Here is a 26,991-nt window from a genome sequence, read left to right on the forward strand (position 1 = left end):
GCAACCCAATCAATCAGGCCCGGCCAGTTCCAACGGCTTCCCCACCGCTGGCACCAACGCGTGCATACCCCCAGGAGAATAGCGTGGCCAATGGGGTTATTGCGACGGGTGTGGGCTATTCGGTCAGAAATTCCCGAACTACTCTGATGTAATTCCTAGCTGCTCAGAGCGGGTTTTCGCGGCATGGACGGCGTTGGCAACCGCCGCGCGCAGGCCGCCGCGCTCGAGTTCGCGCAGCCCAGCGGCGGTGGTGCCGCCGGGTGAGGTCACGGTGGCGCGCAGCGCAGCGGCGGTGGTGTCGATCCCGGCACCCATTGCTGCGTCCCCCGCCGGCTGCCGACGGTCGAGGGCCTCCAGCAACATCGCCGCCGAACCCGCCATGGTTTGGGACACCAGCTCGGTCGCCACCGGACGGGACAACCCCTCGGCCACGGCCGCGTCGACGAGTGCCTCGGCCATCAGGAAGAAGTAGGCGGGACCCGAACCCGACACGGCGGTGACGGCGTCGAGCTGGGATTCGGTCACCGTCAACACGCCACCGACGGCGTCGAAGATCGCCACCACGCTCTTGATCTGCTCGGGGGTGGCGAAGCTGCCTCCGGCGACGGCGCTGACCCCGCCGCCGACCACCATCGGCGCGTTCGGCATCACCCGGACGACGGGCGCCCCCGCGGGCAACCTGGACTCGTAGTACGCCGTGGTGACGCCCGCGGCCACCGTGACGAAGACCTGCTCGGCGCTCTCGTCGTCGGCCTGTGCCACCGCCTCCGCGACCTCTCCGACCACCGACTCGACGTCGGAGGGCTTGACGGCGACGATGACGAAGCTGGCGTTCTCAGCGGCGTCGCCGACCGAGGTCACCTGCACCGAATACTTGTCGGCCAAGGTCTTGGCGCGTGCGGGATCCTTCTCGGCGACCACCAAATCCTTGGTCTGCCGTCCGGCGCGCAGCAGCCCCGACAGCAGCGCCTCCCCGATGTTTCCGCCCCCGATGATCGCGATTCTGGCCACGGATGAAGCATCCCACGTGCCCGGCAGCCGCCGTCATTCGACGCCTGCGGCTACTGCTTGGGCGGCACCATGGCGAGTTGCCGCGACTGCACGATGATCCGGCCCTCGCAATCCACGACGACGTGATCCTCGTCGAACCAGTCCTGACCGATCTGCGTCGTCGTGCACATCACCCGCAGCCAGCCGTCCGCGGGAAACGCACGCAGATAGGCCGTCAGCTGAACGGTGGGCGCCCAGCCGAGGCGGTTGACCCCGAAGGTCACCGGCGCCGACACGTCGCCGCACAGGAGCGCGAAGAGTACGTCGGTCGGCCCCTCCTTGGGCCGCACCCAGTACTCGATCACGGGTGGCCCGCCGTCGGCGCGCGGCGCCAGCGTCGTGAGCGACGGACGGATGTCGCACCCGTGCGCCAGGTGCACGATGTCGGCCATCGGATGCCCCGGGCCGATCGGTTCCAGTCCCGGCGGCGGATCCGGGGTCATCAGCGGCACCACCGGATTCATGGACAACAGCGGCGCGACGTCGTGCTCGGGTTCGGCCATGGTCATCACGGCGCGCACGGCGGTGCGGTCGCCCTGGTTGAGCTCCACGTCGATCAGGCTGACCCGTCGGCCCCGCTTGCGGATCGTGGTCACCACCCGCAGCGGTCCCGGGTCGGGTGCCCACAGGAAGCTGCCCGACACCGCGACCGGCTGCACGGCGCTATGCGCGTCCTCGCCGAAAGCAATCCGGGCCGCGTTCGCGCACAACGCCAGCATCGCGCCGCCATGCACCTTCGGCCCAATCGTCCAGTGCGCGTTGAGGACTCCCTCAAAGGTGGAGCACACGTTCGAGTCTTCGTCGGACGAGACCTCGGTGAGCGTCATCGCGTCGGCGAACCGGGTGGAGTCGTTCATGGGTACCTATCTCAACAGGTGGGCTCGTGCGAACTCCAGCGACTCCGTGAGAAGCTCCTCGCGCTCGGCAGCGTTGCGGGCACGCGACGTGGTGACCTCCAGGATCACGTGGCCTGCGAAGCCTCCCGCGGCCAGCATCTGGCAGATCTCCACCGCCGGTTGGGTGCCGCGGCCGGGCACCAGATGCTCGTCGGTGGCCGCCCCGCTGCCGTCGCAGAGATGCAGGTGCACCAACCCGTCGCCCATTCGCTGCGCCATGTCGATGGCGTCGGTGCCCGCGGTGGCCGAATGCGACAGGTCGAGCGTGTAGTGCGCATGCTCGCCGTCGAGCGGATCGTAGGAGGGCGCGAACGCCGAGATCGCCACACCGGGCGTACCGCCGCGCTTGCGCATCCGCTCGATGGACGGCACACCCGTCCCGAAGAACCGGTCGGCCCGGAACGGGAACATGTTCTCCACCGCGACCATGACGTCGCTGCCCGCCTCGAGTTCGGCGACCTGTTCTGAGAAGCCCTCGGCGTAGCGGCGCTGCCACCGAAACGGCGGGTGCACCACCACCGTCTGGGCGCCGAGCTGTTCGGCGGCGCGCACGCTGCGCTCAAGCTTGGCGATCGGGTTGGCGCCCCAGACACGCTGCGAGATCAGCAGGCAGGGTGCGTGGACCGACAACACCGGGACGCCGTAGCGAGCGGAGATGGCAGCAATGGAATCTATGTCCTGACTGACCGACTCGGCCCACACCATGAGTTCGACGCCGTCATAGCCCAGCCGCGCGGCGTACTCGAAGGCCGCCTCGGTTCGCAGCGGATAGACCGAGGCCGTGGACAGGCCGACCTTGATGGCAGGGCGCACTGGTGTCGATTGTGATGCGTCAGTGTGCCTGGAGCAGAGCCAGTGGCCCGATTGTGACCATCGCCCCAACGACCACCGCGATCAGCGTGCTGCCGATGTCCTCGGTCTTGCGCACCACCCGCACCCCGACCACCAGGCCGAGGATGACCAGGACGCCGAGCACCAGCGCGACGATGCTGTTCCACTTCCACAACTGGTCGAACGCGATGAACAGGCCTGCGCCGAAGGCGACGGCGAGCATGCACTGAGCCACTACCCAGACGCCACGGACGAACGAGGATCCCGGCTTCTCGGGTGCTTCCTCCGCGACGTCGTCGAGCGCGTCGTGCTCCTCGCCGAGGTCGATGTCCTCGGGCCCGGGCTGGCGTCCGCGGCGTGCCTGCTCGTCCGCGACGGACTGACCGCCGAACAGCGTGTCGGTACCGGACCTGCGGTAGGTCGGCGACACACTCGGCGGCGCCTCGGAGCCGGCGTCGAAGTCGACCGCCTCGGCATGGTCGTCGTCGTCGTGGTCGATGTCGAGCAGGGCGAGGTGGTCGTCGGGCTCCTCGTCGTCGATGAGGGGGTCCGGGCTCATCTGCTCGGCGCCGCCCGTCGACACGAATCCGCCGGTGCGCGGAGCCGTCACCGGACGCCGCGGCGGCGCAGTGAAGTCGAAGAGTTCGGGCTCGGCGTCACGCTGCTCCACGTGAGCGGCGTAATCGGCCTCGGCGTCGGTGGTGTCGGGTGCCGGCCGCGTGGCGCGCGCGCTGACCCCGTTGGTGGGCTGCGCCGCGGCGGTCTGGTCGGGTTCGTCGAACGACGCCTCGTCGACGTCGGTCTCGACGTCCTCGACGTGCTCGGACTCGAAGTGCTCGGGCTCAAAGTGCTCGGGCTCGACGGATTCCTCGACGTCGGAGTCCTCGGTCACGATGGGGATCTCGCCCGTCAGCTCGGCGACGGTGACGGAGTCGCTGTTGCCGCGCCGACGACGCCGTCGGCCACCGACCGGTGGAGCCCCGATGGTGCCGTTCCTGGCCAACAACTCGGCGACCGAGATCGGCCGGGTGCTGCTGTGGCTGTCCTGTGGTTCTGTCATCGTGTGTTGCCCCTGGCCCTGGCTAAGCCTGCGGATATCTCCATCAAGGCGGTTCCGTCGGCCTCACTGTCGAGTTTCCGCAAAATGAGTCCTTCTCGCAACGCCCAGGGGCAAATGTCCACTGTGTCGATCGCAAGTGCTCGCATGCTCGCCTCAGCCACCAACGCGCCCGCCACGATCTGTGGCGCCCGCTCGGCGCTCACCCCTTCCAGTTCCGCTCGGTCAGCCGCGGTCATCCTAGAGATGAAAGCTATGAGCTGCCTGAGTCCCGCTGCTGTCAGTGTCCTCTTCACGCGCGGTCCCGCGCCCGAGGGCGCCGCACCGGTGAGTCTCGCCAACGACCGGAAGGTCTTCGAGGTCGCCACGGTCAGATCCGGGGCGCCCGCGTCGAGCACCTTCGCCCCGGCGTCGGCCATCTCGGTGGTCAGCCAATCCCGAAGCATCGCCACGCGGCGGCGTCCCGGCGGATCCTCCGGCAGCCATTCCCTGGTGAGTCGGCCCGCACCGAGCGGCAGCGACAACGCCACCTCGGGTTCCTCGTCGACGCCGCTCGACAACTCCAGCGAACCGCCGCCGATGTCGATGTTGATGATCCGACCCGCGCTCCAGCCGTACCAGCGCCGCACAGCGAGGAAGGTGAGCCGGGATTCGTCGACCCCGCTGAGCACCTTCAGTTCGACGCCCGTCTCGGCGAGCACCCTGGCGAGGACGTCCTCCGAGTTCGTGGCGTCGCGGACCGCCGACGTGGCGAAGGCCATCAGCTCGGCGCAGCCCGAACTCGTCGCGATCTTGGCGAACTCGTCGATGGTGTCGACCAGCTTGTCGGCGCCCTTGCGCGTCAACTTGCCCGACGAGTCGATGGCCTCCGCGAGCCGAAGCGACGCCTTCGTCGAACTCATCGGCGTGGGATGGCCACCACGGCGTGCGTCCACCACGAGTAGATGAACTGTGTTGCTACCCACGTCGAGCACGCCCAATCGCACGAGACCCACGTTATCGGGTCTACCGTTGTATTCCGTGAGCGGACCGCACCGTGGAGAGGTGGAACTGGACTTCGCCCGGGAATGGGTGGAGTTCTACGACCCCAACAACCCAGAACATCTGATCGCTGCCGACATGACGTGGCTCTTGTCACGGTGGACGTGCGTATTCGGCACGCCTGCCTGCCAGGGCACCGTCGAGGGCAGACCCGACGACGGCTGCTGCTCGCACGGGGCGTTCCTGTCCGACGACGACGACCGCGCCCGTCTGGACGACGCGGTCAGCCAACTGACCGACGAGGACTGGCAGTTCCGGGACAAGGGCCTTGGCCGCAAAGGCTACCTGGAGATGGACGAGTACGACGGCAAGCCCAACCATCGCACGCGGAAGTACAAGGGCGCCTGCATCTTTCTGAACCGGCCCGGCTTCGAGGGCGGCATCGGCTGTGCACTGCACAGCAAGGCGCTCAAGCTCGGCGTCGAACCGCTGACCATGAAGCCGGACGTGTGCTGGCAGCTGCCGATCCGGCGCAGTCAGGAATGGGTCACCCGCCCCGACGGCACCGACATCCTGAAGACCACCATCACCGAGTACGACCGGCGCGGCTGGGGCGAGGGCGGGGCGGACCTGCACTGGTACTGCACCGGAGATCCTGCCGCGCACACCGGTTCCCGGCAGGTGTGGCAGTCCTACGGCCCGGAACTCACCGAGCTACTCGGCGAGAAGGCGTACACCGAGCTGGCGGCGATGTGCAAGCGACGCAGCGCCCTTGGGCTGATCGCCATCCACCCCGCAACGCGCGCCGCGCAGTAAGCGCCGGTATCAGCCTTCGAGCTTGTAGCCCAGACCGCGCACGGTGACGAGATGCACCGGGCTGGCCGGATCGGCTTCGATCTTCGACCGGAGACGCTTGACGTGCACGTCGAGCGTCTTGGTGTCGCCGACGTAGTCGGCACCCCACACCCGGTCGATGAGCTGGCCGCGGGTGAGCACCCGGCCGCTGTTGCGCATCAGGTACTCGAGCAGGTCGAACTCCTTGAGCGGCAACATGATCTGTTCGCCGTTGACCGAAACGATGTGCCGTTCCACGTCCATCCGCACGGGGCCGGCCTCCAGCACCCCGTCACCGATGCCGGAATCATCCGTGTCGATTCCGCGCCGCAGCACCGCCCGAATGCGGGCGATCAGTTCGCGCGCCGAGTACGGCTTGGTGACGTAGTCGTCGGCGCCGAGTTCCAGCCCGACGACCTTGTCGATCTCACTGTCGCGCGCAGTCACCATGATCACGGGCACGCTTGAACGCGAACGCAATTGCTTGCACACGTCGGTGCCGCTCATTCCGGGCAGCATCAGGTCGAGCAACACGATGTCGGCACCCGAACGCTCGAATTCGGCTAGCGCCGACGGGCCGTCACCGACGACCGTCGCTTCGAAGCCCTCCTTGCGCAACAGGAATGCCAGGGGATCGGCCAGGGACTCCTCGTCCTCCACGATCAACACACTGGTCACGGGAATGCCTCCTATTTTTGGGTTACCGACCGCTGGGGTTGATCGCTCTGATCATCGTCGGTATCGGGGTATGCGGGAATCGACAACGTGAACGTCGACCCGGTGCCCGGCTGACTCCACAGCCGGATGGAACCGTTGTGGTTGGCGGCGACGTGCTTGACGATCGCCAACCCCAGACCCGTGCCGCCGGTGGCTCGGGACCGCCCCTTGTCGACGCGGAAGAATCTCTCGAAGACCCGTTCCTGGTCGGCCTGGGCGATGCCGATGCCGCGGTCGGTCACGGCGATCTCGACGTTGTCGCCGCGCTTGCGCCTGCTGATCGACACCGACGAACCGTCGGGCGAGTACGCGATGGCGTTGGAGATCAGATTCGCGATGGCCGTCGCCAGCAGCGGTTGATCGCCGAGCACGCGGTACCCGGTCGGCGCATCGGCGGTGATCGCGATGTCGGCGTTGTCGGCGGCCAGCTTGTACCGGGACATCGCCTCGGCCACCACGGTGTCCACGTCGACGGCGTCGAGGTCGGGCAGCGGTTCGGCGCCTTGCAGCCGGGACAGCTCGATCAGCTCGCCGACCATGTTGCCCAGCCGGTTGGCCTCGGTGACCATCTTCTCCGCGAACCGGCTCACGGTCTTGGGATCGTCGGTCGACGCCAACAGCGCCTCGGCGAGTACGCCCATCGCGCCGACCGGGGTCTTGAGCTCGTGGCTGACGTTGGCGACGAAGTCGCGCCGCGTCGCCTCCATCCTGGCGTGCTCGGACTGGTCGTCGACGTAGACCACCGCGAATCGCCGGTCGTCCTCGGTCAGCAGCCGCACGTGGCCCCGCACCGAAAGGCCGGAGCGCCCAGGGGTCTGGCGCTTTGCGGGCGAAAGGTCGAGATCGACGTCTTCCCCAGTGGCAAGCGTGTGCTGCGCCGCGGACCAGGCGCGGTCGTCGAGCAACCGGTCCCGTACCAGGCCGAGCTCCCGGGCCTGGTCGTTGATGTAGACGACGTCACGGTAGGTGTCGACGACGACCACCCCCACCGGCGCCAGAGAGACGATGCGGGCCAGCATCTGCGAGATCGTGATGCCGTCGTGTTCGACGGCCCGGCGCTGCCTGCGCTCGTTGATGCGCGGTAGCAACGCGACGCCGATCGCCACGCCCAACGCCAGCGTGAGTAACGCCACGACTGCCGCCATCACCAGCGCGGACACCACACTCACGAGCAAATCGTACGCATTGAGTGAACGCCATCCCAGCAGCGTGCGGCCAAAATGGGGCGCGTCACAAACTCAAACACAGGAGTTCGGACTCCGTTCACCCGTGTTCACCGAGTGTTCGCCTCGGAGGGGCTGCGGACGTTATTTGGCGGCACCCTGAGCGGCCACCGCGGCGGCGCCTGCGGCTGCGGCGTCCGGGTCGAGGTAGGTCCCGCCGGGGACCGTGGGCTTCAGGCTCTCGTCGAGGTCGTAGAGCAGCGGGATCCCGGTGGGGATGTTCAGCCCGACCACGTCCTCGTCGGACATCCCGTCCAGGTACTTGACCAGCGCGCGAAGCGAGTTGCCGTGCGCGGCGATCAGCACCGTCTTGCCCGCCTTGAGGTCCGGCACGATGGTCTCGGTGTAGTACGGCACGAACCGTGCGACGACGTCGGCCAGGCACTCGGTGAGCGGGCCGCCGCCGATGTCGGCGTAGCGCGGGTCGCGGTCCTGGCTGTACTCGCTGCCGGGTTCGATGGGCGGCGGCGGGGTGTCGTAGCTGCGCCGCCACGCCATGAACTGCTCTTCGCCGTACTTTTCCTTGGTGGCGGCCTTGTCCAGGCCCTGCAGCGCCCCGTAGTGCCGCTCGTTGAGCCGCCACGTGCGATGGACGGGAATCCACAGCCGATCGGCCTTGTCCAGGGCGAGGTGCGCGGTGGTGATGGCCCTGCGCAGCAGCGAGGTGTACAGCACGTCGGGCAGCACACCCTGCTCGGCCATCAGTTCACCACCGCGTGCGGCTTCGGCCCTGCCCTTGTCCGTGAGATCGACGTCCACCCAACCCGTGAACAGGTTCAGCGCGTTCCAATCGCTCTCGCCGTGACGGAGCAGCACCAGCGTCGCCATGCGTGAATGCTATCCCGGGGCGCGATGCGCCGCGCGAGCGCTCGTGCCGCTACGACTCCGCCGACCCACCATCGCGCTCGTCGATGAGGTGCTCGAAGGCCTTCAAGTTCTTCAGCGACTCACCGCGCGACACCCGCCAATCCCATTCCTTCTGGATCGACGTCCGAAAACCCAACTCCAGCAACGTATTGAAGTCCTGATCGACGGCCTCGAGCACCTGGCCGAGAATGCGGTCGATCTCGTCGGGCGTCACCGAGTGCAGAGCCATCCGTCCGACGAGATAGATGTCGCCGACGTTGTCCAGCGTGTAGGCCACACCGTAGAGCCTGCGGTTGCGCTTGAGCAGGAACTTGTAGACGCCCTCGAAGTTCTCGTCGGGTTTGCGGCAGACGAACGCCTCGACGCGCACCGAATGCTCACCGATCGACAGGATCGTGTTCGTCACCAGCCGCCGCTCCCCCGGCAGCTGGACGACCAGACCCGGCAGCCCGCCGCGCACGCCCTCGTGATGCGTGTAGACGAGGTCGTGTTCCTTGAGCGTCTCCTCGATCAGGTCCTGGACGGTGTTGGTCATGCGCTCACGCTCGGATGCCCCGCCGGATCGAGAAGCGCCGGCCGTTGCGGCGGGCCCCAAGGTCGCGGCGCTGGTGGCGGGCCCGGTACGCGGTGATGGCGCGGCCGTAACTGTCCAGCAGCGAGTCCACGGTGTGCGCCCACGAGAACGTGGCGGCGTGCGCGATCGCGGCGGCGCGCATCGTTTCGGGTCCGCGCCGGAACACCCCGTCGATGGCGGCGGCCCAGTCGTCGATGTCGTGGCCGGGCACCAATACCCCGCTGACGCCGTCACGCACCGCGACCGGCAGTCCGCCCACCGCGGCGGCCACCACCGGGGTGCCGCAGGCCTGCGCCTCGATCGCGACGAGGCCGAACGACTCCGAATGGCTGGGCACCGCCACCACGTCGGCGGCCCGGTACACGTTGACCAGTTGCTCGCGGGACTGCGGCGGCAGGAACGTCACCCGGTCGGCGATGCCCAGTTCGTCGGCGAGCCGGACGAGCCCGTCGGGGCTGGCCAGCCCGCTGCCCGACGGTCCGCCCGCAATGAGGACGCGCAGACCGGGCAACTTCGCGACCGCCCGCAGCAACACGTCGGGCGCCTTGAGCGGTTGGATGCGGCCGACGAACGCCACCACGTCTTCGTCGGCGGCCAGGCCGAGCGCAGCCCGCGCGGCGCGCTTGTCGCCGGGGGTGAACGTGGCGAGGTCGACGCCGGGATGTACGACGTCGATACGGTCGGGATCCGCGTTGTGCAGCGAAACCAGTTGTCGCGCTTCATCTTCGGTGTTCACGATCAACCGGTCGGCCTCGTCGACCACCTGCTGCTCACCCACCGCCCGCAACGGCGGCTCGGGCGCGTCACCGGTCGCCAGTGCGGCGTTCTTGATCGCGGCGAGCGTGTGCGCGGTGTGCACCAGCGGAACTGCCCAGCGGTCCCTGGCCAGCCAGCCGACCTGACCCGATAGCCAGTAGTGCGAGTGCACGATGTCGTAGTAGCCGGGTTCGTGGTTGGCCTCCGCGCGCAGCACGCCCGCGGTGAAGGCGCACAGCTGGGTGGGCAGGTCGTACTTGTCGAGCCCCTCGAACGGGCCCGCGACCACGTTGCGCACCAGCACGCCGGGCGCCACCCGCACGACCGGCTGGTCCGCGGACGACGTCGCGCGGGTGAAGATCTCCACCTCGACGCCGCGGCGGGCCATCTCCAGTGCGCTCTGCAGCACGTAGACGTTCATCCCACCGGCGTCGCCGGTACCCGGCTGGGCCAACGGCGAGGTATGGACCGACAAGACGGCTACGCGCACACCCCATACTTACACCGGTGCGCGTGAGGCCTCGTCAGGCGGTCGATTCGATGCGACGGCTCTGGGCCCGGCGCATCGCCGAGATCGGGTCGGCGTACAGGCCGCCGAGTGACACCACGCCGGCCCCGGCTTCCTGGATACGGTTGCCGAAGGCCGTGACTCGGATGTCGCGTGGCGCGAGCACGGAGCGCTGCTGGTACGCGGCCTCGACCAGCGCCATGCCTTCGGGATACTCGGTGAACGCCTGCCCGCCGACGACGAGGTCATCGGGGTTGAGCATGTCGCGCAGCAGTGCCACGGCCTCGCCGAGCACCCGTGCGCGCTCCGCCAACAGCGCTGCTGCCTGCTCGCTGCCTTGACGGGCTGCGCGCAACACCGCCGTGATCGTCGAGGCGGGGCCCTCGGCCGGCACGATCTTCAGCCTGCGCGCCGCCGTCACGACCGCCTCGTCGCTGACCGTCGACTCCAGCAGCCCGCTGCCACCCAGCAGGTCCGATTGCGCGGGAAGCGCCGCGATGGTGCCGGGACCGCTCGCGGGCGAGTGCACCTGACCGCCGATGGACAGCGCATAGCCGACGGTTTCGCGGGCGTAGACGTACAGGCTGGTCCCCGGAGCCGTCCGGCCGGCGACATCCGATCCAGTTTGGGCGCTGAACCGGCGCACCCCGAGCAGCAGCTCGGCACCGGCCATGGCATCCACGTGCGACGCCAAAGACACTGGCAGGCCGAGAGTTTCGGCGAGGACCGGACCGACCGGGGCGTCCACCCAGCCGAGCCGGGCGTGATCGAGGTGTCCGGTGTCGCTGTCGACGACGCCGCCCGCGGCGACGCCGACCCACAGCGGGCGACGCCGGTGCCAGCGGCCGAGGTAGCGGCGCGCGCTTGCCGCCAGTGACGCGAGGGCGGCGTCCTGCGTGCCCCGCGGGGTCGGCGTCTCGACCACGTCGAGTGTGCGACCGAACAGGTCGGTGGCCACGATGCTGGTGGTCCGGGCGCCGATGTGGATGCCAAGCGTCAGGAAGGGTTCGTGGTTCACCTCGACCGGCACCCGGGGCCGTCCGATCGCACCGGACACGGCCAGGTCGGCGCGCTCGCGAAGCACTCCCGCGTCCAGCAGGGCGGTGACCTGGCGGTTGACCGTCGCGATGCTCAGGCCGGTGACCTGGGCGATGACGTCACGCGCGATCGGTCCGCGCAGTCGCGCGGCGCCGAAGACGGATGCGGCGGCGGCCTCGGCGACGCGCAGCGAGGGGGCCACGATGTGCAGCGAGCGGGCCCGAGGGAGCCTGCCTGCCGCGGGCGACAGCGCGCGCTTGGTGTGCGCGGAGGGTGCCTGACGAACGCCCGCGACCGAAGCAGAGGGGGTGATGACGGGGGTGGCGGTGGTGGTGCGCACGGGGTGTGTCCTTTGGAAGTAGTCGGCTGGTGGGGTCCGGGCCACACCTGCGACTCATCTAGGACGAAGACGTCCGCGGTTCAGTCAGGCGCGGCGAGAAGCGCGACAACAACAACACGCACGCCGAACGGCGAAGCGGGAGGTCTGACTAGCGAACACGTGGAGAACTTAGCACGCCAACTAAAGTTGGGGGAATGACGGCATTCGAATCCCCCCAGCGGGTCGCAGTGGTCACCGGCGCCAGCTCGGGAATTGGTGAGGCGACCGCGAAAACTCTTGCCGGGCTTGGTTTTCACGTGGTTTGCGTGGGGCGTCGCAAGGACCGCATCACGGCCCTTGCCGACCGGATCGGCGGCACCGCGAGTGTGGCGGACGTCACTGACCAGGACGCGGTGGACGCGCTGGCAGCCAGTCTCGACCGCGTCGACGTGCTGGTGAACAACGCCGGCGGCGCCAAGGGCACCGAGCCGGTGGCCGATGCCGACCTCGAGCACTGGCGGTGGATGTGGGAGACCAACGTTCTGGGCACCCTGCGCGTGACCCGTGCCCTGCTGCCCAAACTGATCGACTCCGGCGACGGGCTGGTCGTCACCATCACCTCCATCGCGGCCTTCGAGATCTACGACGGTGGCGCCGGATACACCTCGGCCAAACACGCGCAGAGCGCGCTGCACCGCACCCTGCGCGGCGAACTGTTGGGAAAACCGGTGCGGCTCACCGAGATTGCGCCGGGAATGGTGGAGACGGAGTTCTCCGTCGTCCGGTTCGGTGGCGACCGTGAGCGCGCCGACGCGCTGTATCAGGGACTGACGCCGCTGGTGGCCGAGGACGTCGCCGAGGTGATCGGCTTCGTGGCGTCGCGGCCGTCGCACGTCAACCTGGACCAGATCGTGATCCGGCCAAGGGATCAGGCCAGCGCGACGCGGAAGTTCACCCGCCCGGATTCGCCGTAGTCGGAACCGGCGGGGTGGTGGTCGTCGGCGTGCCCGACAGCGTGGGCGCGTCGGTGGGCGTGGCCGGGGCCGTGCTGGGAATGTTGGCGGGACTTTGTTCGGTGGACAGCGCGGACATCGACTTCCACTCGTTCCAGTCCACGGCCCAGTCCCAGATGTCGCCGTCGGCGTAGGACAGTTGGATCGAGGTACCCGTCACCTCGACCGGGTCGCCGTACATGGCGGTGTTGAAGTACTGCTGGGCGTCGGACGTCGACAGGTTGATGCACCCGTTGGTGACGTTGGTGTTGCCCTGCGCGCCGGAGCTGGCCGGGTTGGCGTGGATGAACTCGCCGTTGTTGGAGATCCGCACCGCGAACCGCTCGTGCACGTTGCTGTAGCCGGCGGCCGGGTTGGTCATGTAGAAGTCCTCGTACTTCTCGGTGACCACGTGAACGCCGCTGCGCGTCACGTTGCGTGGCTGGTCGGCTTCGCCGTAGCTGCACGGGAGGGTCATGATCGTGCCCGCGTCGGTGATCACCTCGATCTGGTGCGACGACGCTTCGGCCTTGACCACCTGGCGCCTGCCGATCTCGAAGTCGAGCGTCACGTCCTGCGCGCCGAACGCACCGTCGCCGAAGGGCACGCCGTACAACTTGGCGGCGACACTGACCTTGGTGCCCGCCGGGTAGTACTCGCGGGTCCGAAAGTGCACGCGCGATCCGCCGACCTCGTCGGGCAGCCAGGCCCAGCTGCCCTCGACCGGCGGGGTGGTCGTGACCTTGAGTGCCTTCTCCACCGATGCCTTGTCGCTGATCGAGGCGTCGAACTGCAGGATGATGGGCACCGCCACGCCGACCACCTGACCGTCGGCGAGTTGGAACTGTCCGTTGACCTGGGTGTCAGGGGTGACCGTGGTGAAGCTGCCCGCGAGCGGGATGGCCTTGCCGTCGCGACCGACGACGGAACCGCCCCACGTGTAGACCACGCCGTAACCCAGTGGTTCGGTGGTGGTGAACGACGTGCGATCGCGGTTGATGGCGCCCGCGACGGGCTTGCCGTCGGCGTTGGTGAGCACGACGCGCTGGAACCAGCCGTTCTCGACGTCGATGCCGATCGGCGAGGTCGGAACCACGTCACTGGCCGCGTTGTCGGGCTTGTACGTGATCTTCGGCGCGGCCGGCGGGGCCTCGGGTTCGGGTTTGCCCTGCAGCGGGTTGCCGGCACACGCGGCCAAAACACCCGACGCCCCTACCGCGATTGCGGTCAGTGCTTGCCGCCGGTTGATCCCCACGTGGATCGAGAGTACCTAGATTGCGCACCCAATCAGAATCGGCTCGGGTGTGAGATCGATCCCGAACGTGGCGCGCACCCCGTCGCGGACCGTCCTGGCCAGCGCAATTACGTCGGCCGTGGTGGCGGTGCCGCGGTTGGTCAGCGCGAGCGCGTGCTTGGTCGACAGCCGCGCGGAAGCGGCCTCGCCGGGGTAGCCCTTGCCGAATCCTGCGCGTTCGACCAGCCAGCCTGCCGCCAACTTCACGCCGTCGGGCGCGGGGTAGTTGGGCACCGGGCCGTCGTTTTGCGCCTGCAGTCGCTGGAACGCCTCTGGCGTGACGACGGGGTTGGTGAAGAAGGACCCGACGCTCCACGTGTCGTGGTCGCCGTCGTCGAGGACCATGCCCTTGCGCGCGCGCAACGCCAGGACGGCGTCACGGACCCGGGTCGCCTCCACGCGGGCGCCCGGATCGGCGGCCAGCGCCGTAGCCAACTCGCCGTACCGCAACGGCGCACTGCGGCCGTCGGCGTCCAACGTGAACTCGACCTCGAGGACGACGGCGTCGAGGGAGTCCTTCAGCACGCTGCGGCGGTACCCGAAGCCCAGCGTGTCCGGCGCGACCCAGCGGACCTCCCCCGTGCGCCGGTCGAGTAGGCGTACCCGGCTGATCGTGTCGGCGACCTCGGCGCCGTACGCCCCGACGTTCTGCACCGGCGTCGCCCCGGCCGATCCCGGTATGCCGGACAGACATTCGAGCCCGCCCAGGCCGTGCGCCAAGGACGTGACGACCACGTCATCCCACAGCGCACCGGCCTCCACCCGCAGCACGGCGCCGTCGACCGTGATCTCGGTGTTCTGCAGATGGACGACGGTGAGGTCGGTGAGGTGGTCGGCGATCACGACGTTGGAGCCGCCTGCCAGGACGAGGGTGTCCTCGGCGGGCAGCGCGCGCAGGACGTCGACGACCTTTTCGGTGGTGTCACACGTGATCAGGCGATGCGCGATGGGCCCGATGCGCAGTGTGGTCAACGGGGCCAACGGCACGTCGTGCCGGACCGACGCCCCCGCGAATTGCGAACTGACCACGGGCGGTAACGGTAGCGTGATCGGCTATGCCGCGTTCCTTCGACATGGCAGCCGAGTACGAAGGCACCGTCGACCAGGTTCATCAGGCGTTCCGTGATGAGCGGTACTGGCTGGAACGCCTGGCCCGCTCGGGCGCGGACAAGGCCACACTGGACTCGATGACCGTCGACGACGACGGTGGCGTGGACGTGATCACGACGCAGACGCTGCGGTCGGACCGCCTGCCCGGCGTCGTCTCCCAGTTCCACCACGGCGACCTGAGTTTCGTGCGCGAGGAGACGTGGAGCCCGGTCACCGACGGGCAGGCGACAGCCAGCATCAAGGGCACGATCCCCCGCGCACCCGCGTCGCTGACCGGCACCGGGGTGCTGAAGCCCGCCGACGGTGGCTCGCGGCTGGAGTTCAGGGCCACCGTGGAAGTCCGGATCCCGCTCATCGGCGGCAAGGTGGAGAGCTTCATCGGCAGCCAATTGGTGGAGCTGCTGATCGCCGAGCAGCGGTTCACGACCGAGTGGATCAGGGATAACGGCTGACTGCGCCGTAAAATGGCCGCATGCGCTTGCCGCCCGTCGGGCAACCGACGCGGGGCACGACCGGCTACAACCGGTTGCGGCGCAGCGACCGCTGGTTGGTTCACGATTCGCGCGTGCGCGCGGCGCTGCTCGCCGCGGCCGATCCGCTCGTGGTCGACCTCGGCTACGGCGCGCTGCCGGTGACGACCCTCGAACTGTCGGCGCGGCTGCGGGCGGTGCGGCCCGACGTCCGAGTGGTGGGGTTGGAGATTCATCCCGAGCGCGTGCACGCCGCGCGTGCCGCCGCGGCGATGGCGTTGCGAGCCGACGTCGAATTCGCCTTGGGTGGTTTCGAATTGGCCGGGCTTGCGCCGGTGCTGGTGCGCGCCTTCAACGTGCTACGTCAGTACGACGTCGACGCGGTGCCCGACGCATGGTCGACGATGACGACCCGGCTCGCGCCCGGCGGCCTGGTCATCGACGGCACGTGCGACGAGCTCGGCAGGCGGTGCTGCTGGGTGCTGCTGAACGCCGACGGTCCGGTGAGCCTCGTGCTGGCATGCGATCCGTTCGCTATCGAGAGGCCGTCCGATCTGGCCGAGCGGCTACCCAAGGTGCTGATCCACCACAACGTCGCCGGCCAACCGGTGCACGCGCTGCTGACCGCTGCCGATCGGGCGTGGGCGAGCGCGGCGGGTCATGGCGTGTTCGGGCCGCGGGCGCGCTGGCGCGCAATGCTCGACGTGCTGCGCGACGAGGGATTCCCCGTCGAACCACCGCGGCGGCGGATGCGCGACGGCGTGCTCTCTGTCCCATGGGAGACGGTGGCGCCTCAGTAGGCTGGTGACATGCGGATTGCCCTCGCGCAGATCCTGTCCGGCACGGACCCGTCGGCCAACCTCGGCCTCGTCGAGGACTACACCCGCCAGGCCGCGGACGCCGGCGCGCAACTGGTGGTGTTCCCCGAGGCGACGATGTGCCGGTTCGGGGTGCCGCTGGCGCCGATCGCCCAGCCACTGGACGGACCGTGGGCGGACGGCGTGCGCGCCATTGCCCAGCGCCACGGCCTGACCGTGGTGGCCGGGATGTTCTGTCCGAGCGACGACGGGCGCGTGACCAACACACTCGTCGCGGCCGGCCCCGGGGTGGACGCGCACTACCACAAGATCTACCTGTACGACGCGTTCGGCTTCAGCGAATCACGAACGGTTGCACCGGGTTTCGAGCCGGTTCTGATTACCGTCGATGGCGTCGGCGTCGGTTTGACCACCTGCTACGACGTCCGGTTTCCCGAGCTCTACGTCGAACTCGCGCAGCGGGGCGCGCAGGTCATCACCGTGCATGCGTCATGGGGCGCAGGGCCCGGGAAGCTCGAGCAGTGGACGCTGCTGGCACGCGCCCGTGCGCTGGACACCAACAGCGTCGTCGCTGCGGTGGATCAGGCCTACCCGGGCGAGCAGATCGCCGCGTCAGGACCGACCGGCGTCGGCGGCAGTCTGGTGGTCTCCCCGCTCGGCGAAGTGGTGGTCGCGGCGGGCTCCGATCCGCAACTGCTGGTCTCCGACGTCGACCTCGCCGCCGTGGAGAAGGCACGGGAGACCATCGCGGTCCTCCGCAACCGCACGGCGTTCACTTCGTCGGGTAGGGCACAATCGCTGGGGTGACCGATCCCTGGGCCAATCCGGCCAACCAGGTTCCGCCCGGCCAGCAGCCGCCGACTGGCGAGCCGCCCACCCAGCAGAGCCCTGCGCAGGGTCCCCCGCCGAACCAACCGCCACCGAGCTACGGCGTGCCGCCCAACTATCCGCCGCCGCAGAACTACCCGCCCGCGCCCGGTGAAGACGGCGCGCCGCCCCCCAAGAGCGGTTCACTGTTCACGCGCATCATCCGGGATCCGCTGTCCATCACGTTGGTCGTGGTGATCGTGTTGGCGCTGGTCGCCGCTGGTGTGGTCGGCGCCGAGCTGTACGCCCGCGGCCGCGCGGACGACGTGGTGGCCAGGGCCGTGTCGTGCGTCGTGCAGGACGGTGCCAAGGTGTCGTTCGGTGCCAGCCCGTTCCTGTGGCAGCACATGACGGGTCACTACGGAAACATCTCGATCAGCACCGAGGGCAACCAGATCCGCGAGGCCAAGGGGATGAAGGCCGACATCAAGGTCGACGACGTCCGGCTCGAGGACAAGGGCAATTCGAAGGGCACGATCGGCGCGGTCAACGCCACGATCACCTGGACGGCCGCAGGCATCAAGGAGACCCTCCAGGACTCGATCCCCCTGGTCGGCAGCTTCATCACCGGCGTCACCACCAACCCGTCCGACGGCACCATCGAACTCGAGGCCGCGTTGGGCAGCATCATCACCAAGCCGCAGGTCGTCGACAACGGCATCGCGCTCGAGGTCCAGGAGCTGACCGGGCTGGGCTTCACGTTGCCCCGCGAGGCGGTCCAGCCCGCGCTGGACGCGTTCAGCACCCAGCTGACGAAGGACTATCCACTCGGCATCCACGCCGACAGCGTCGGGGTGGACGACACCGGGGTGACGGCGAAGTTCTCCACGCAGAACGCGACCATTCCGGCGGGTGGGGACGATCCCTGCTTCGCGGGGGTCTAGCCAAACCCGTCGAGCACCGCGCGCGTCCCGGACAGCCCTAGCCGGGTCGCACCCGCGTCGAGCATGGCCGTCGCGTCGGCCGCCGTGCGGATGCCGCCGCTGGCCTTCACGCCGAGCCCGTCGCCGACGGTGGCTGCCATGAGCTGTACGGCGTGCACCGAGGCGCCGCCGGCAGGGTGGAATCCCGTCGAGGTCTTCACGAAGTCCGCGTCGGCGTCAACGGCTGCCCGGCACGCCTCGATGAGGGTCTGATCGCCGCCGCCGGCCAACAGCGCGGCCGACTCGACGATCACCTTCAGCAGCACGTCGGGCACCGCGGCACGTACCGCGGCCACGTCGTCGCGCACCGCGTCGAAGTCACCGGCGATCGCGGCGCCGACGTCGATCACCATGTCGACCTCTGCGGCGCCTGCTGCGACGGCGGCCATCGCCTCGTGCGCCTTGACCGCGGAAAGGTGCTTGCCGGAAGGGAATCCGACGACGGTGGCGATGGCCACGCCGAATCGCGGGGCCGGTGTCGCGGCGGACACCAGCGACGGCGACACGCACACCGCGAACACGCCGAGGTCGACGGCCTCGGCGACCAGAGCGGTCACGTCGGCGGGGGTGGCCTCGGGTTTGAGCAGCGTGTGGTCGACCAGCGCCGCCACGTCGGCCCTCGAGTAGCCCACGGCTAGAACGGTTCTTCCGTGCCGCCGGGGTTGCACCCGGCCGTGAGCATCGTGGTGGCGTCGACCTCGGGACGCCAGGGCTCGAGGTTCCAGCTGGCCTTGCCGGGCTCCGCGAATTCGGCCCACTGCCAATGACACATGAACTGCTCACGCATGCCGGGGATGTCGGCGTCGGGCGATTGAGTCAGCACTTCGGTCCACGCCTCGTCGGCCTGCGCGGTGGTGCCGGGTTGGCGGGCGGCTTCACGTCCCGACACGGTCGGAAAGACCCGCAGGCTGGACAGGTCGCCCCAGTGCACCCACTCGGAGTGATCGACGAACGGGGGGCCGGCAACGGGGTCGGCCGACGCGGTACCGGCGCTCAAGCCGACTGCCGCGGTGAGGGATAGGGCCGCCGCGGCGATCAGTATGCGCATTGGGTCAGCGCGACTTTCCCTGGACTTCGAGGATCTTGGGCCGGACGTCGACGATGTAGACGCCTGCCGCGCAGATCACGATCGCGGAGCCGACGGGCGCTCCCAGGACGAACGCCAAGACGACGGTGCCGCCGAGGATGGCAAGCCAGATCGGCTTGGTCATCTTCTCGGCGGCGGTGTAGGCGTCGGGACGCTGGATCGCGGCGTGCACGAAGGCGTACGCGCCCAACACCAACGCGCCCACCTGAATGACGAGAAGGACGTAACCCACAAGGCTCTGCGGCTGCACGCCTCAAGCCTATGCGGGTTACGTCCCCCTGGTCTAATGCGCTACTTCTGGGTGACCTTCTTGGCCGGAGCCTTCTTGGCCGGGGCCTTCTTGGCGGGAGCCTTCTTGGCCGGGGCCTTCTTGGCAGCTGCCTTTGCCGGAGCGGCAGCCTTCTCGGCCCGCTTCGGCAGCTCGACGCCGACCAGCTTGGCGGCGCGCTCGCCGACCGCGCGGGTCTGGGTGGCGACGGTGCCCAGCGCGTCCTGCGTTAGCTCGACGGCCTGGTCGGTCACGCTCTCGACGCGGCCGGCGGCATCGGTGAAGCCGGGCTGGCTACGCAGGCGCTCCAGCGCGGCCTCGCCACGCTCGACGAGCTTGTTGTACGTGGCCGTCGCGGCCTCCGCGTAACCCTCGGCGGCCTTGCGCAGCTCGTCGCTGTTCAGGCGATCGCGGATCTCGGTGACCTGGCTGGGCAGCTCTTCCTGCAGCTTGGTGAGGCGCGCGCGGCGCTCCTCGACACGGGTGCTCGCGTCGGTGCGGGCCTCTTCGGCACGCTCACGCAGCGTGACCACGATCTCATTCACGGTGGCCAGCGCCAGGTCTGCGGCGCCGACGGCGGCGAGCAGCGGAGCCTTCAGGTCTTCGATGGTGGGCTGATTCTTCTCGGCCATGTTGGATGGTTCCTCTCTCGGATTCTTTGTTGATGTCGTTTTTCTAGTGAGCGGTAGATCGGGAATCAGTCAGTGACGGGCTCCTCATCTACGGCTTCGTTCTGTTCGCAAAACGACGTATAGATGTCGAGCAGCACCTGCTTCTGCCGCTCGGTGATCGCGGTGTCACAGACGATGGCGTCCCGGACCTCACTCGGCTCGCTCGGTTCCAAGATCCCGGCCCGCACGTACAGCACTTCGGCGGACACTCGCAACGCCTTCGCGATCTGGTTGAGCACGTCGGCGGACGGCTTGCGCAATCCCCGCTCGATCTGGCTCAGGTAGGGATTGCTGACACCGGCCTTCTCGGCCAGCTGCCGGACCGACACCTGCGCGGCTTCGCGCTGACTTCGGATGAAACTCCCGATGTCCTGCGCAGCGTTGGTGACGACAGCTGCCAGCTTCTCGTCCTGCGGCATGTTCGACCCCCTCTGCGATTAACCGGTTGGCTTCGAAATCAACCGTACGACGGGGTGCTAACTTTTGCAAGCACTTGCTAGCGCAGGTCAGAACAGTAGCTGGGCTATCGAATAGATCGCGAGGCCGGCGAGCGAACCCACCACCGTGCCGTTGATCCGGATGAATTGCAGGTCACGGCCAACGTGCAATTCGATGCGCCGACTGGCCTCGTCCGCGTCCCAGCGCTCGATGGTCTCGGTGATGATCGCTGTGATCTCCGTCCCATACTGCTCGACGAGGTGCTGGGCAGCCCGCACGATCCAGTTGTCGACCTTGTCGCGCAGCTCCGAGTCGTCGCGCAACGACTCACCGATGTGCACCACCGAATCGGCGATGCGTGAGCGCAGTGCCGACGACGGGTCGTCCACGGACTCCAGAATGATGCGCTTGGCCGCGGTCCACGCCGTCTCGGCGGCCCTCGCGACCTCGTCGCGCGCCATGATCTGTTCCTTGACGTTCTCGGCGCGCGCGATCGTCGCCTCGTCGTGCTGCAGATCGGCGGCGAACTCGAACAGGAACTTGGTGGCCGAGCGGCGAAGTTCGTGGTCGGGGTTGCGCCGCACCTTGTCGGTGAAGTCCATCAACTCGCGATGGATCCGGTCCCCGACCAGGTGGTCCACCCAGCGCGGCGACCAGGTCGGCGAGTCCCGCTCGATGACCCTCTCGATGACCTCGCCGGCATTCAGGGACCACTCGAACGCCCGGTCGGCCAGCAACTGGATCAGCGCCTCCTGACGCCCCTCCTGCAACAGGCTGGCCAGCACCCGGCCGATCGGTGGGCCCCACTGCGGCTCGGCGATCCGCTTGACGATCATCCGGTCGAGCACCTGCTGCACGTCCTCGTCACGCAGCATCTCGACCAACACCCGCAACACCGTCGACGCCTCCGCGGCGACCCGCTCGGCGTGCGAGGCGTCGGATAGCCACTTGCCCATCCGCCCGGCCACCTCGGCGTCGCGGAGCTTGGTCTCCACGACCGCGGGCGACATGAAGTTCTCCCTGACGAAGGCGCCGAGGCCCTCGCCCAGCTGGTCCTTCTTGCGCTTGATGATCGCGGTGTGCGGGATCGGGATGCCGAGCGGGTGCTTGAACAGGGCCGTCACCGCAAACCAGTCGGCCAGCGCGCCGACCATGCCCGCCTCGGCGGCGGCCCGCACGTAACCGACCCAGGGTGCGGCACCGACGGACTGCGCCCACGTGCACAGCAGGAAGATCACGGTCGCTGCGAGCAGGAAACTCACCGCGACGACCTTCATCCGGCGCAGTCCGCGGCGCCGCTCGGCGTCCGCGGCCGAGTCGGCTCCGGCCAGTGATTCGGCAAAACCCTGGCGCGGCTCGGCCGTGTGTCCTGGTGGGAAACGGTGTACCACGCTTCCATCATCCGCCATCGCGCCACCGGCGGTCCCGATCCGATCGGCCATGGTCGGCGGATCAGCCGTATTATCAAGGGGAACTAGGGAATGGATTGCGCGACAGTGGCACAACAAACCCCAGCGGGGGTGATCAAGACCGACGGTCGCAAACGACGCTGGCACCAGCACAAAGTCGATCGCCGCAGCGAGCTCGTCGACGGGACGCTCGAAGCGATCCGCCGACGCGGCAGCAACGTCAGCATGGACGAGATCGCCGCGGAGATCGGTGTTTCCAAGACGGTGCTGTACCGCTACTTCGTCGACAAGAACGACCTGACGACGGCTGTGATGATGCGGTTCGCGCAGACGACGTTGATCCCCAACATGGCGGCCGCGCTGTCGTCGAACCTCGACGGCTTCGACCTGACCCGCGAAATCATCCGGGTCTACGTCGACACCGTCGCCGCCGAACCCGAGATCTACCCGTTCGTGATGGCCAACAGCTCGGCGAGCAAGAGCAAGGCCGTTGCCGAGTCGGAGAAGATCATCGCGCGGATGCTCGGGGTCATGCTGCGCCGACGGATGCAGCAGGTCGGAATGGACACGCATGGCGCTCAGCCGTGGGCGTTCATGATCGTCGGCGGCGTGCAGTTGGCCACCCACTCCTGGATGTCACACCCCAGGATGACGGCCGACGAGCTGATCGACTACCTGACGATGCTGTCCTGGAACGCACTGTGCGGCATCGTGGAAGTGGGCGGATCGCTCGAGAAATTCAACGCGATGTCGCATCCGTCGCCGATTCTGCCTGCGCGACTGCTTGACTGATGGGATGAGCCCCAACGGCGACGATCTCCCCTCCCTCTGGACACACGAGCCGCACGTTCACCTCGAGTTCAGGCCCGGCTCGCTGGTATCCGACATCGACACCCACGCCACCCCTGGATTCAAGGGGTCCAAGAGCGATGCACCCGACCTGCAAACCGAACGCAACGAACGCTTCGCCACGCTGCAGGAGATGCTCTACGCGAGCAGCCGGTCCGGCGACACCCGCTCGGTACTGCTGGTCCTACAGGGCATGGACACCGCGGGCAAGGGCGGCATCGTCAAACACGTTGTGGGAGCAGGAAACCCGCAAGGCATTCAATACACCAGCTTCGGCAAGCCCACGGACGAGGAGCTGACACATGATTACCTGTGGCGGATCCGCAACGCGCTTCCCACGGCCGGCCACCTCGGGGTGTTCGACCGCTCGCATTACGAGGACGTGCTGATCGTGCGCGTGCACGACCTGGTGCCGCCCGACGTGTGGGGCGCCCGCTACGACGAGATCAATGCCTTCGAGAAGGAGTTGGTCGACGGCGGCACGACGGTCGTCAAGGTCGCCATGTTCGTCTCGCTCGACGAGCAGCGCAAGCGGCTCGCCAAGCGGCTGGACCGCCCCGACAAGTACTGGAAGTACAACCCCGCCGACATCGACGAGCGCCTGTTGTGGCCGAAGTACCAGGAGGCCTACCAGGCAGTGCTGGACCGCACCTCGACGGAATACGCACCGTGGCACGTCATTCCCTGCGACCGCAAGTGGTATGCGCGACTGGCCATCACCGAATTGCTGATCGAGGCACTGGAAGGTCTCGACCTCAGTTGGCCGCCAGCCGATTTCGACGTCGAGGCGGAGAAGAAGCGACTGGCTTCGGCCTGAAGCTCCGCCGAGCGCCTATTTGACCAGGGTGAACTGGCCGACGTTGGTGATGCCGCGACGGAAGAAGTCGGCGCAACCGGTCAGATACTTCATGTAGCGCTCATAGATCTCGTCGGACGTGATGGCGATGGCCTCGACCTTGTTGTCCTGCAGATTCTGGGCCCACATCTCCAGCGTGCGGGCATAGTGCGGGCGCAGCAGATGCGTGCGCGTCAGCGTGAAACCCGAATCCGCTGCCAGCCGATCGATGTCCTCGGTGGCGGGAAGCTCGCCTCCGGGGAAGATCTCCTTGCCGATGAACTGCATGAACTTCAGATCGCTGATGGTGACCGTGATGCCGTTCTCGCGGAAGAACTTCTGCGTGTGCGCGAGGATCGTGTGCAGCAGCATCCGCCCGTCGCTCGGGAGGATCCCGTACGCCTTCTCGAAGAACGCGGGATAACGCTCCTTCTTGAACGCCTCGAACGCGCCGATCGACACGATTCGATCGACCGGCTCGTCGAATTCCTCCCAGCCCTGCAGCCGCACGTCCACCGAGCGTGACGATGAAACCTTCGCGAGCCTCGCGGAGCTGTACTCGAACTGATTGCGGCTCAGCGTGATTCCGATCACGTTGACGTCGTACTTCTCCACGGCGAGCTCCAGGGCACCGCCCCAGCCGCACCCCACGTCGAGCAATGTCATGCCGGGCCGAAGGTCGAGCTTGCCAAGTGCGAGATCGAACTTCGCGATTTGCGCTTGTTCCAGCGTCATGTCGTCGCGCTCGAAGTAGGCGCACGTGTAGCCCATGGTCGGGCCTAGGAACAAGGCGAAGAACTCATCGGAAATGTCGTAGATCGACTGAGACTCTTCGTAATACGGCGACAGCTCGAGCTCTGACATATGGCTACCCCTCGTCCTCGTCCGGTGAACGACGGCCAGGTAGCGGAGCTTGGCGAAAAAGCCTGCTGCACAAGGCCCCCGACCAAGTCGCCAGGGACACTACCACAACGTAGCCTAGCTAACGAATAGGCGGGTTGCTAGCGGCGTGTCGCCGAAATTGCCCAAGCGACCGTCAATATCAGTACGAATAGAAGCCCTGCCCCGACTTCTTCCCGAGCTGGCCGGCCTCGACCATGCGCAGCAAGAGCGGCGGCGGGCCGTAGAGCGGCTCCTTGAACTCCTCGTACATCTTGTCGGCGATGAGCTTCAAGGTATCCAACCCGACCAGGTCAGAGAGCCGCAGCGGACCCATCGGATGCGACAGCCCGGCCACCACGGCCTTGTCGACGTCCTCGATGGTGGCGAACCCGGCCTCGACCATCCGGATGGCCGAGAGCAGGTAGGGCACCAGCAGGGCGTTCACCACGAATCCGGAACGGTCGGAGCAGCGCACGACTTGCTTGCCCAGCACCGAGCCCGCGAACTCCTCGGTTCGCTTCAGCGCGTCGTCCGAGGTGACCAGCGTCGAGATGAGCTCGACGAGGGGAAGCACCGGCACCGGATTGAAGAAGTGCAGGCCAAGCACGCGCTGTGGATTCTTGGTGGCCGCGGCGATCCGCATGATGGGGATGCTGGACGTGTTCGACGCCAGCACGGCGTCCGGGTCGGTGATGATCTCGTCCAGCTCGGCGAAGACCTTGGCCTTGACCTTGTCGTCCTCGACGATCGCCTCGATCACCAGCTGCCGGTCGGCGAAGTCCGCCAGGTTCGTGGTGAAGGCCAGCCGGCCGAGCGTGGCATCGCGATCTTCGGCACTGAGCTTGCCCTTGGCCGCGGCCCGGTCCAGCGACGCGGTGATGCGGGCCTTGCCGGCATCCAGCAGCTCAGCTGCGGGCTCGTACACCAAGACCTGCGCACCAGCCTTCGCACTCACCTCGGCGATGCCGCCGCCCATCTGCCCGGCGCCGATCACGCCAACTCGTTCGATAGTCACTGCAACTCCCTTGGACTCCGGACAGCCGTCAGGCCCCGCCCGCATGCACGGACGAGGCCTGACGCTATCAACTGACTTCTAGTGGCTCCGGCTGTCGGTTCCACTTCGCTCGCTCAGTGGAACTGACCCTCTTCGGTCGAGCCCGCGAGCGCGGTAGTCGACGACGTCGGGTCCACGGTCGTGGCGATCCGGTCGAAGTAGCCTGCGCCGACCTCGCGCTGGTGCTTCGTGGCGGTGTAACCGCGCTCCTCGGCGGCGAACTCGCGCTCCTGCAGCTCGACGTAGGCGCTCATCTGGTTGCGGGCGTAGCCGTGGGCCAGATCGAACATCGAGTAGTTGAGGGCGTGGAAGCCGGCCAGCGTGATGAACTGGAACTTGAAGCCCATCGCGCCGAGCTCGTTCTGGAACTTCGCGATGGTCGCGTCGTCCAGGTGCTGCTTCCAGTTGAACGACGGCGAGCAGTTGTAGGCCAGCATCTGGTCGGGGAACTCGCTCTTGACGCCCTCGGCGAACTTCTTCGCGAGCTCCAGGTCCGGGGTGCCGGTCTCCATCCAGATGAGGTCGGAGTACGGCGCGTAGGACTTGGCGCGGGCGATGCAGGGCTCGAGGCCGTTCTTGACCCGGTAGAAGCCTTCCTTGGTCCGCTCACCGGTGATGAACGGCTGGTCGCGCTCGTCGACGTCCGAGGTGATCAGCGTGGCCGCCTCGGCGTCGGTGCGGGCGATGACGACGGTGGGAACGTCGGCGACGTCGGCCGCCAGGCGAGCCGAGGTCAGGGTGCGGATGTGCTGCTGGGTCGGGATCAGCACCTTGCCACCGAGGTGGCCGCACTTCTTCTCCGACGCCAGCTGGTCCTCCCAGTGCGAACCGGCGACACCGGCGGCGATCATGGCCTTCTGCAGCTCGTACACGTTCAGTGCGCCACCGAAGCCGGCTTCACCGTCGGCGACGATCGGGGCCAGCCAGTTCTCGACGGACCGGTCGCCCTCGACCTTGGCGATCTGGTCGGCGCGCAGCAGCGCGTTGTTGATCCGGCGGATGACCTGCGGCACCGAGTTGGCCGGGTAGAGGCTCTGGTCGGGGTAGGTGTGACCGGACAGGTTGGCGTCGCCGGCGACCTGCCACCCGGACAGGTAGATGGCCTTCAGGCCGGCACGAACCTGCTGCACGGCCTGGTTGCCGGTCAGCGCGCCGAGGGAGTTGACGTACTCCATGTCGTGCAGCTGCTCCCACAGCACCTCCGCGCCGCGGCGGGCCAGCGTGCTCTCCTCGACCACATGGCCTTGCAGGGCCACGACGTCTTCGGCCGTGTAGGTGCGCTCGATGCCCTTCCAACGCGGGTTGGTGTTCCAGTCGTGCTGGATCTGTTCCGGGCTCTTCGGTGTGCCAACGGTGGACATTGGTGCTCCTTC

The 26,991-nt window shown here is 67.8% G+C and carries 29 protein-coding genes and 1 pseudogene; 8 read left to right on the forward strand and 22 right to left on the reverse strand.

Going from position 1 to position 26,991, the window contains the following annotated elements; genetic code table 11:
• Positions 1-138: 138 nt before the first annotated feature.
• Genes proC through N536_RS0136195 form a run of 5 tightly spaced genes read right to left on the reverse strand, consistent with a single transcriptional unit; the run spans position 139 to position 4,820 of the window.
• Positions 139-1,011 carry a pyrroline-5-carboxylate reductase gene (gene proC, locus N536_RS0136175; RefSeq protein WP_029118068.1) on the reverse strand — a complete coding sequence of 291 codons (873 nt, stop codon included), beginning with the start codon at positions 1,009-1,011 and terminating at the stop codon, positions 139-141.
• 50 nt (positions 1,012-1,061) lie between these two features.
• Positions 1,062-1,907 (reverse strand): thioesterase family protein, encoded by an 846-nt coding sequence (locus N536_RS0136180; protein ID WP_029118069.1) that lies wholly within the window; start codon positions 1,905-1,907, stop codon positions 1,062-1,064.
• Positions 1,908-1,913: 6 nt separating this feature from the next.
• Positions 1,914-2,759: a sugar phosphate isomerase/epimerase gene (locus N536_RS0136185; protein WP_029118070.1), complete on the reverse strand. Its 846-nt coding sequence runs from the start codon at positions 2,757-2,759 to the stop codon at positions 1,914-1,916.
• Positions 2,760-2,778: 19 nt separating this feature from the next.
• Complete coding sequence (locus tag N536_RS0136190) at positions 2,779-3,837, reverse strand: hypothetical protein (protein WP_029118071.1); 1,059 nt, start codon at positions 3,835-3,837, stop codon at positions 2,779-2,781.
• Positions 3,834-4,820 carry a Ppx/GppA phosphatase family protein gene (locus N536_RS0136195; protein ID WP_029118072.1) on the reverse strand — a complete coding sequence of 329 codons (987 nt, stop codon included), beginning with the start codon at positions 4,818-4,820 and terminating at the stop codon, positions 3,834-3,836. The genes N536_RS0136190 and N536_RS0136195 overlap by 4 nt, the downstream gene beginning before the upstream one ends.
• A gap of 34 nt (positions 4,821-4,854) precedes the next feature.
• Here N536_RS0136195 and N536_RS0136200 point away from each other — a divergent pair, with 34 nt between their 5' ends.
• A complete protein-coding gene (locus tag N536_RS0136200) occupies positions 4,855-5,631 on the forward strand; it encodes a hypothetical protein (protein WP_029118073.1) in 777 nt (258 codons plus the stop codon).
• A 9-nt stretch (positions 5,632-5,640) separates the two neighbouring features.
• On the opposite strand, the gene regX is transcribed toward N536_RS0136200, so the two are convergent.
• The 6 genes from regX to N536_RS0136230 all read right to left on the reverse strand — a co-directional run bounded on the left by regX (position 5,641) and on the right by N536_RS0136230 (position 11,672).
• A complete protein-coding gene (gene regX, locus N536_RS0136205; RefSeq protein WP_029118074.1) occupies positions 5,641-6,327 on the reverse strand; it encodes a two-component sensory transduction protein RegX in 687 nt (228 codons plus the stop codon).
• Between the two features lie 11 nt (positions 6,328-6,338).
• The gene (locus N536_RS0136210; protein ID WP_029118075.1) at positions 6,339-7,535 is read right to left on the reverse strand and encodes a cell wall metabolism sensor histidine kinase WalK; all 1,197 of its coding nucleotides are present in this window, start codon (positions 7,533-7,535) and stop codon (positions 6,339-6,341) included.
• Between the two features lie 138 nt (positions 7,536-7,673).
• Positions 7,674-8,417 (reverse strand): phosphoglyceromutase, encoded by a 744-nt coding sequence (locus N536_RS0136215; protein WP_029118076.1) that lies wholly within the window; start codon positions 8,415-8,417, stop codon positions 7,674-7,676.
• Positions 8,418-8,466: 49 nt separating this feature from the next.
• Positions 8,467-8,991 (reverse strand): YbjN domain-containing protein, encoded by a 525-nt coding sequence (locus N536_RS0136220; protein ID WP_029118077.1) that lies wholly within the window; start codon positions 8,989-8,991, stop codon positions 8,467-8,469.
• A gap of 4 nt (positions 8,992-8,995) precedes the next feature.
• A complete protein-coding gene (mshA, locus tag N536_RS0136225; protein WP_029118078.1) occupies positions 8,996-10,276 on the reverse strand; it encodes a D-inositol-3-phosphate glycosyltransferase in 1,281 nt (426 codons plus the stop codon).
• A 34-nt stretch (positions 10,277-10,310) separates the two neighbouring features.
• Positions 10,311-11,672 (reverse strand): ROK family protein, encoded by a 1,362-nt coding sequence (locus N536_RS0136230; RefSeq protein WP_029118079.1) that lies wholly within the window; start codon positions 11,670-11,672, stop codon positions 10,311-10,313.
• A gap of 194 nt (positions 11,673-11,866) precedes the next feature.
• Here N536_RS0136230 and N536_RS0136235 point away from each other — a divergent pair, with 194 nt between their 5' ends.
• Entirely contained in the window at positions 11,867-12,625 is a 759-nt protein-coding gene (locus N536_RS0136235; RefSeq protein ID WP_029118080.1) for an SDR family NAD(P)-dependent oxidoreductase, read from the forward strand.
• Here the strand turns inward: N536_RS0136235 and N536_RS0136240 are convergent.
• Both N536_RS0136240 and N536_RS0136245 read right to left on the reverse strand, forming a co-directional pair.
• Positions 12,603-13,892, reverse strand: coding sequence for an Ig-like domain-containing protein (locus N536_RS0136240; RefSeq protein WP_081809540.1), 1,290 nt, complete (start codon positions 13,890-13,892; stop codon positions 12,603-12,605). The two genes, N536_RS0136235 and N536_RS0136240, sit on opposite strands and share 23 nt — an antisense overlap.
• A 21-nt stretch (positions 13,893-13,913) precedes the next feature.
• Positions 13,914-14,966 (reverse strand): UDP-N-acetylmuramate dehydrogenase, encoded by a 1,053-nt coding sequence (locus N536_RS0136245; protein ID WP_029118082.1) that lies wholly within the window; start codon positions 14,964-14,966, stop codon positions 13,914-13,916.
• 26 nt (positions 14,967-14,992) lie between these two features.
• On the opposite strand from N536_RS0136245, the gene N536_RS0136250 reads away from it, so the two are divergent.
• The 4 genes from N536_RS0136250 to N536_RS0136265 are packed head-to-tail and all read left to right on the forward strand — an operon-like array spanning position 14,993 to position 18,086.
• Entirely contained in the window at positions 14,993-15,499 is a 507-nt protein-coding gene (locus N536_RS0136250; protein WP_029118083.1) for a DUF2505 domain-containing protein, read from the forward strand.
• A 20-nt stretch (positions 15,500-15,519) separates the two neighbouring features.
• Positions 15,520-16,317 (forward strand): hypothetical protein, encoded by a 798-nt coding sequence (locus N536_RS0136255; RefSeq protein ID WP_029118084.1) that lies wholly within the window; start codon positions 15,520-15,522, stop codon positions 16,315-16,317.
• A gap of 9 nt (positions 16,318-16,326) precedes the next feature.
• Positions 16,327-17,142: a carbon-nitrogen hydrolase family protein gene (locus N536_RS0136260; RefSeq protein ID WP_029118085.1), complete on the forward strand. Its 816-nt coding sequence runs from the start codon at positions 16,327-16,329 to the stop codon at positions 17,140-17,142.
• Complete coding sequence (locus tag N536_RS0136265; protein ID WP_029118086.1) at positions 17,139-18,086, forward strand: DUF2993 domain-containing protein; 948 nt, start codon at positions 17,139-17,141, stop codon at positions 18,084-18,086. The genes N536_RS0136260 and N536_RS0136265 overlap by 4 nt, the downstream gene beginning before the upstream one ends.
• Here the strand turns inward: N536_RS0136265 and deoC are convergent.
• The 6 genes and pseudogenes from deoC to N536_RS0136295 form a co-directional block, all read right to left on the reverse strand.
• Complete coding sequence (deoC, locus tag N536_RS0136270) at positions 18,083-18,757, reverse strand: deoxyribose-phosphate aldolase (RefSeq protein ID WP_029118087.1); 675 nt, start codon at positions 18,755-18,757, stop codon at positions 18,083-18,085. The genes N536_RS0136265 and deoC overlap by 4 nt on opposite strands.
• Before the next feature lie 2 nt (positions 18,758-18,759).
• Positions 18,760-19,173 (reverse strand): DUF2599 domain-containing protein, encoded by a 414-nt coding sequence (locus tag N536_RS0136275; RefSeq protein ID WP_029118088.1) that lies wholly within the window; start codon positions 19,171-19,173, stop codon positions 18,760-18,762.
• A 4-nt stretch (positions 19,174-19,177) separates the two neighbouring features.
• Positions 19,178-19,462 (reverse strand): DUF2516 family protein, encoded by a 285-nt coding sequence (locus tag N536_RS0136280; protein WP_029118089.1) that lies wholly within the window; start codon positions 19,460-19,462, stop codon positions 19,178-19,180.
• A gap of 59 nt (positions 19,463-19,521) precedes the next feature.
• Positions 19,522-19,602, reverse strand: a pseudogene (locus tag N536_RS43255) (heparin-binding hemagglutinin); the annotation flags it as partial.
• 575 nt (positions 19,603-20,177) lie between these two features.
• Positions 20,178-20,570 (reverse strand): helix-turn-helix domain-containing protein, encoded by a 393-nt coding sequence (locus tag N536_RS0136290; protein ID WP_029118091.1) that lies wholly within the window; start codon positions 20,568-20,570, stop codon positions 20,178-20,180.
• Between the two features lie 87 nt (positions 20,571-20,657).
• Positions 20,658-21,998 carry a DUF445 domain-containing protein gene (locus tag N536_RS0136295; protein ID WP_369798509.1) on the reverse strand — a complete coding sequence of 447 codons (1,341 nt, stop codon included), beginning with the start codon at positions 21,996-21,998 and terminating at the stop codon, positions 20,658-20,660.
• Between the two features lie 72 nt (positions 21,999-22,070).
• Here N536_RS0136295 and N536_RS0136300 point away from each other — a divergent pair, with 72 nt between their 5' ends.
• Together N536_RS0136300 and N536_RS0136305 are read left to right on the forward strand one after the other, a co-directional pair.
• Positions 22,071-22,790, forward strand: a complete 720-nt coding sequence (locus N536_RS0136300; protein ID WP_369798508.1) for a TetR/AcrR family transcriptional regulator — start codon at positions 22,071-22,073, stop codon at positions 22,788-22,790.
• A 4-nt stretch (positions 22,791-22,794) separates the two neighbouring features.
• Positions 22,795-23,664, forward strand: a complete 870-nt coding sequence (locus N536_RS0136305) for a polyphosphate kinase 2 family protein (RefSeq protein WP_029118094.1) — start codon at positions 22,795-22,797, stop codon at positions 23,662-23,664.
• A 15-nt stretch (positions 23,665-23,679) separates the two neighbouring features.
• Here N536_RS0136305 and N536_RS0136310 read toward each other — a convergent pair whose 3' ends face one another.
• The 3 genes from N536_RS0136310 to aceA all read right to left on the reverse strand — a co-directional run bounded on the left by N536_RS0136310 (position 23,680) and on the right by aceA (position 26,979).
• Positions 23,680-24,546: a cyclopropane mycolic acid synthase family methyltransferase gene (locus N536_RS0136310; RefSeq protein WP_029118095.1), complete on the reverse strand. Its 867-nt coding sequence runs from the start codon at positions 24,544-24,546 to the stop codon at positions 23,680-23,682.
• A gap of 178 nt (positions 24,547-24,724) precedes the next feature.
• Positions 24,725-25,579, reverse strand: a complete 855-nt coding sequence (locus tag N536_RS0136315) for a 3-hydroxybutyryl-CoA dehydrogenase (protein ID WP_029118096.1) — start codon at positions 25,577-25,579, stop codon at positions 24,725-24,727.
• 113 nt (positions 25,580-25,692) lie between these two features.
• Positions 25,693-26,979 (reverse strand): isocitrate lyase, encoded by a 1,287-nt coding sequence (gene aceA, locus N536_RS0136320; RefSeq protein ID WP_029118097.1) that lies wholly within the window; start codon positions 26,977-26,979, stop codon positions 25,693-25,695.
• Positions 26,980-26,991: the final 12 nt, after the last annotated feature.

Source organism: Mycobacterium sp. URHB0044 (genome assembly GCF_000620625.1).
Taxonomy (GTDB): domain Bacteria; phylum Actinomycetota; class Actinomycetes; order Mycobacteriales; family Mycobacteriaceae; genus Mycobacterium.

Coding starts and splice junctions, on each gene's coding strand:
- aceA (WP_029118097.1), bottom strand. CDS start 26,979: ATGTCCACCGTTGGCACACCGAAGAGCCCGGAACAGATCCAGCACGAC.
- N536_RS0136305 (WP_029118094.1), top strand. CDS start 22,795: ATGAGCCCCAACGGCGACGATCTCCCCTCCCTCTGGACACACGAGCCG.
- N536_RS0136190 (WP_029118071.1), bottom strand. CDS start 3,837: ATGACAGAACCACAGGACAGCCACAGCAGCACCCGGCCGATCTCGGTC.
- N536_RS0136215 (WP_029118076.1), bottom strand. CDS start 8,417: ATGGCGACGCTGGTGCTGCTCCGTCACGGCGAGAGCGATTGGAACGCG.
- N536_RS0136255 (WP_029118084.1), top strand. CDS start 15,520: ATGCGCTTGCCGCCCGTCGGGCAACCGACGCGGGGCACGACCGGCTAC.
- N536_RS0136220 (WP_029118077.1), bottom strand. CDS start 8,991: ATGACCAACACCGTCCAGGACCTGATCGAGGAGACGCTCAAGGAACAC.
- N536_RS0136250 (WP_029118083.1), top strand. CDS start 14,993: ATGCCGCGTTCCTTCGACATGGCAGCCGAGTACGAAGGCACCGTCGAC.
- N536_RS0136295 (WP_369798509.1), bottom strand. CDS start 21,998: ATGGCGGATGATGGAAGCGTGGTACACCGTTTCCCACCAGGACACACG.
- N536_RS0136180 (WP_029118069.1), bottom strand. CDS start 1,907: ATGAACGACTCCACCCGGTTCGCCGACGCGATGACGCTCACCGAGGTC.
- N536_RS0136310 (WP_029118095.1), bottom strand. CDS start 24,546: ATGTCAGAGCTCGAGCTGTCGCCGTATTACGAAGAGTCTCAGTCGATC.
- N536_RS0136260 (WP_029118085.1), top strand. CDS start 16,327: ATGCGGATTGCCCTCGCGCAGATCCTGTCCGGCACGGACCCGTCGGCC.
- N536_RS0136275 (WP_029118088.1), bottom strand. CDS start 19,173: ATGCGCATACTGATCGCCGCGGCGGCCCTATCCCTCACCGCGGCAGTC.
- N536_RS0136290 (WP_029118091.1), bottom strand. CDS start 20,570: ATGCCGCAGGACGAGAAGCTGGCAGCTGTCGTCACCAACGCTGCGCAG.
- N536_RS0136300 (WP_369798508.1), top strand. CDS start 22,071: ATGGATTGCGCGACAGTGGCACAACAAACCCCAGCGGGGGTGATCAAG.
- N536_RS0136235 (WP_029118080.1), top strand. CDS start 11,867: ATGACGGCATTCGAATCCCCCCAGCGGGTCGCAGTGGTCACCGGCGCC.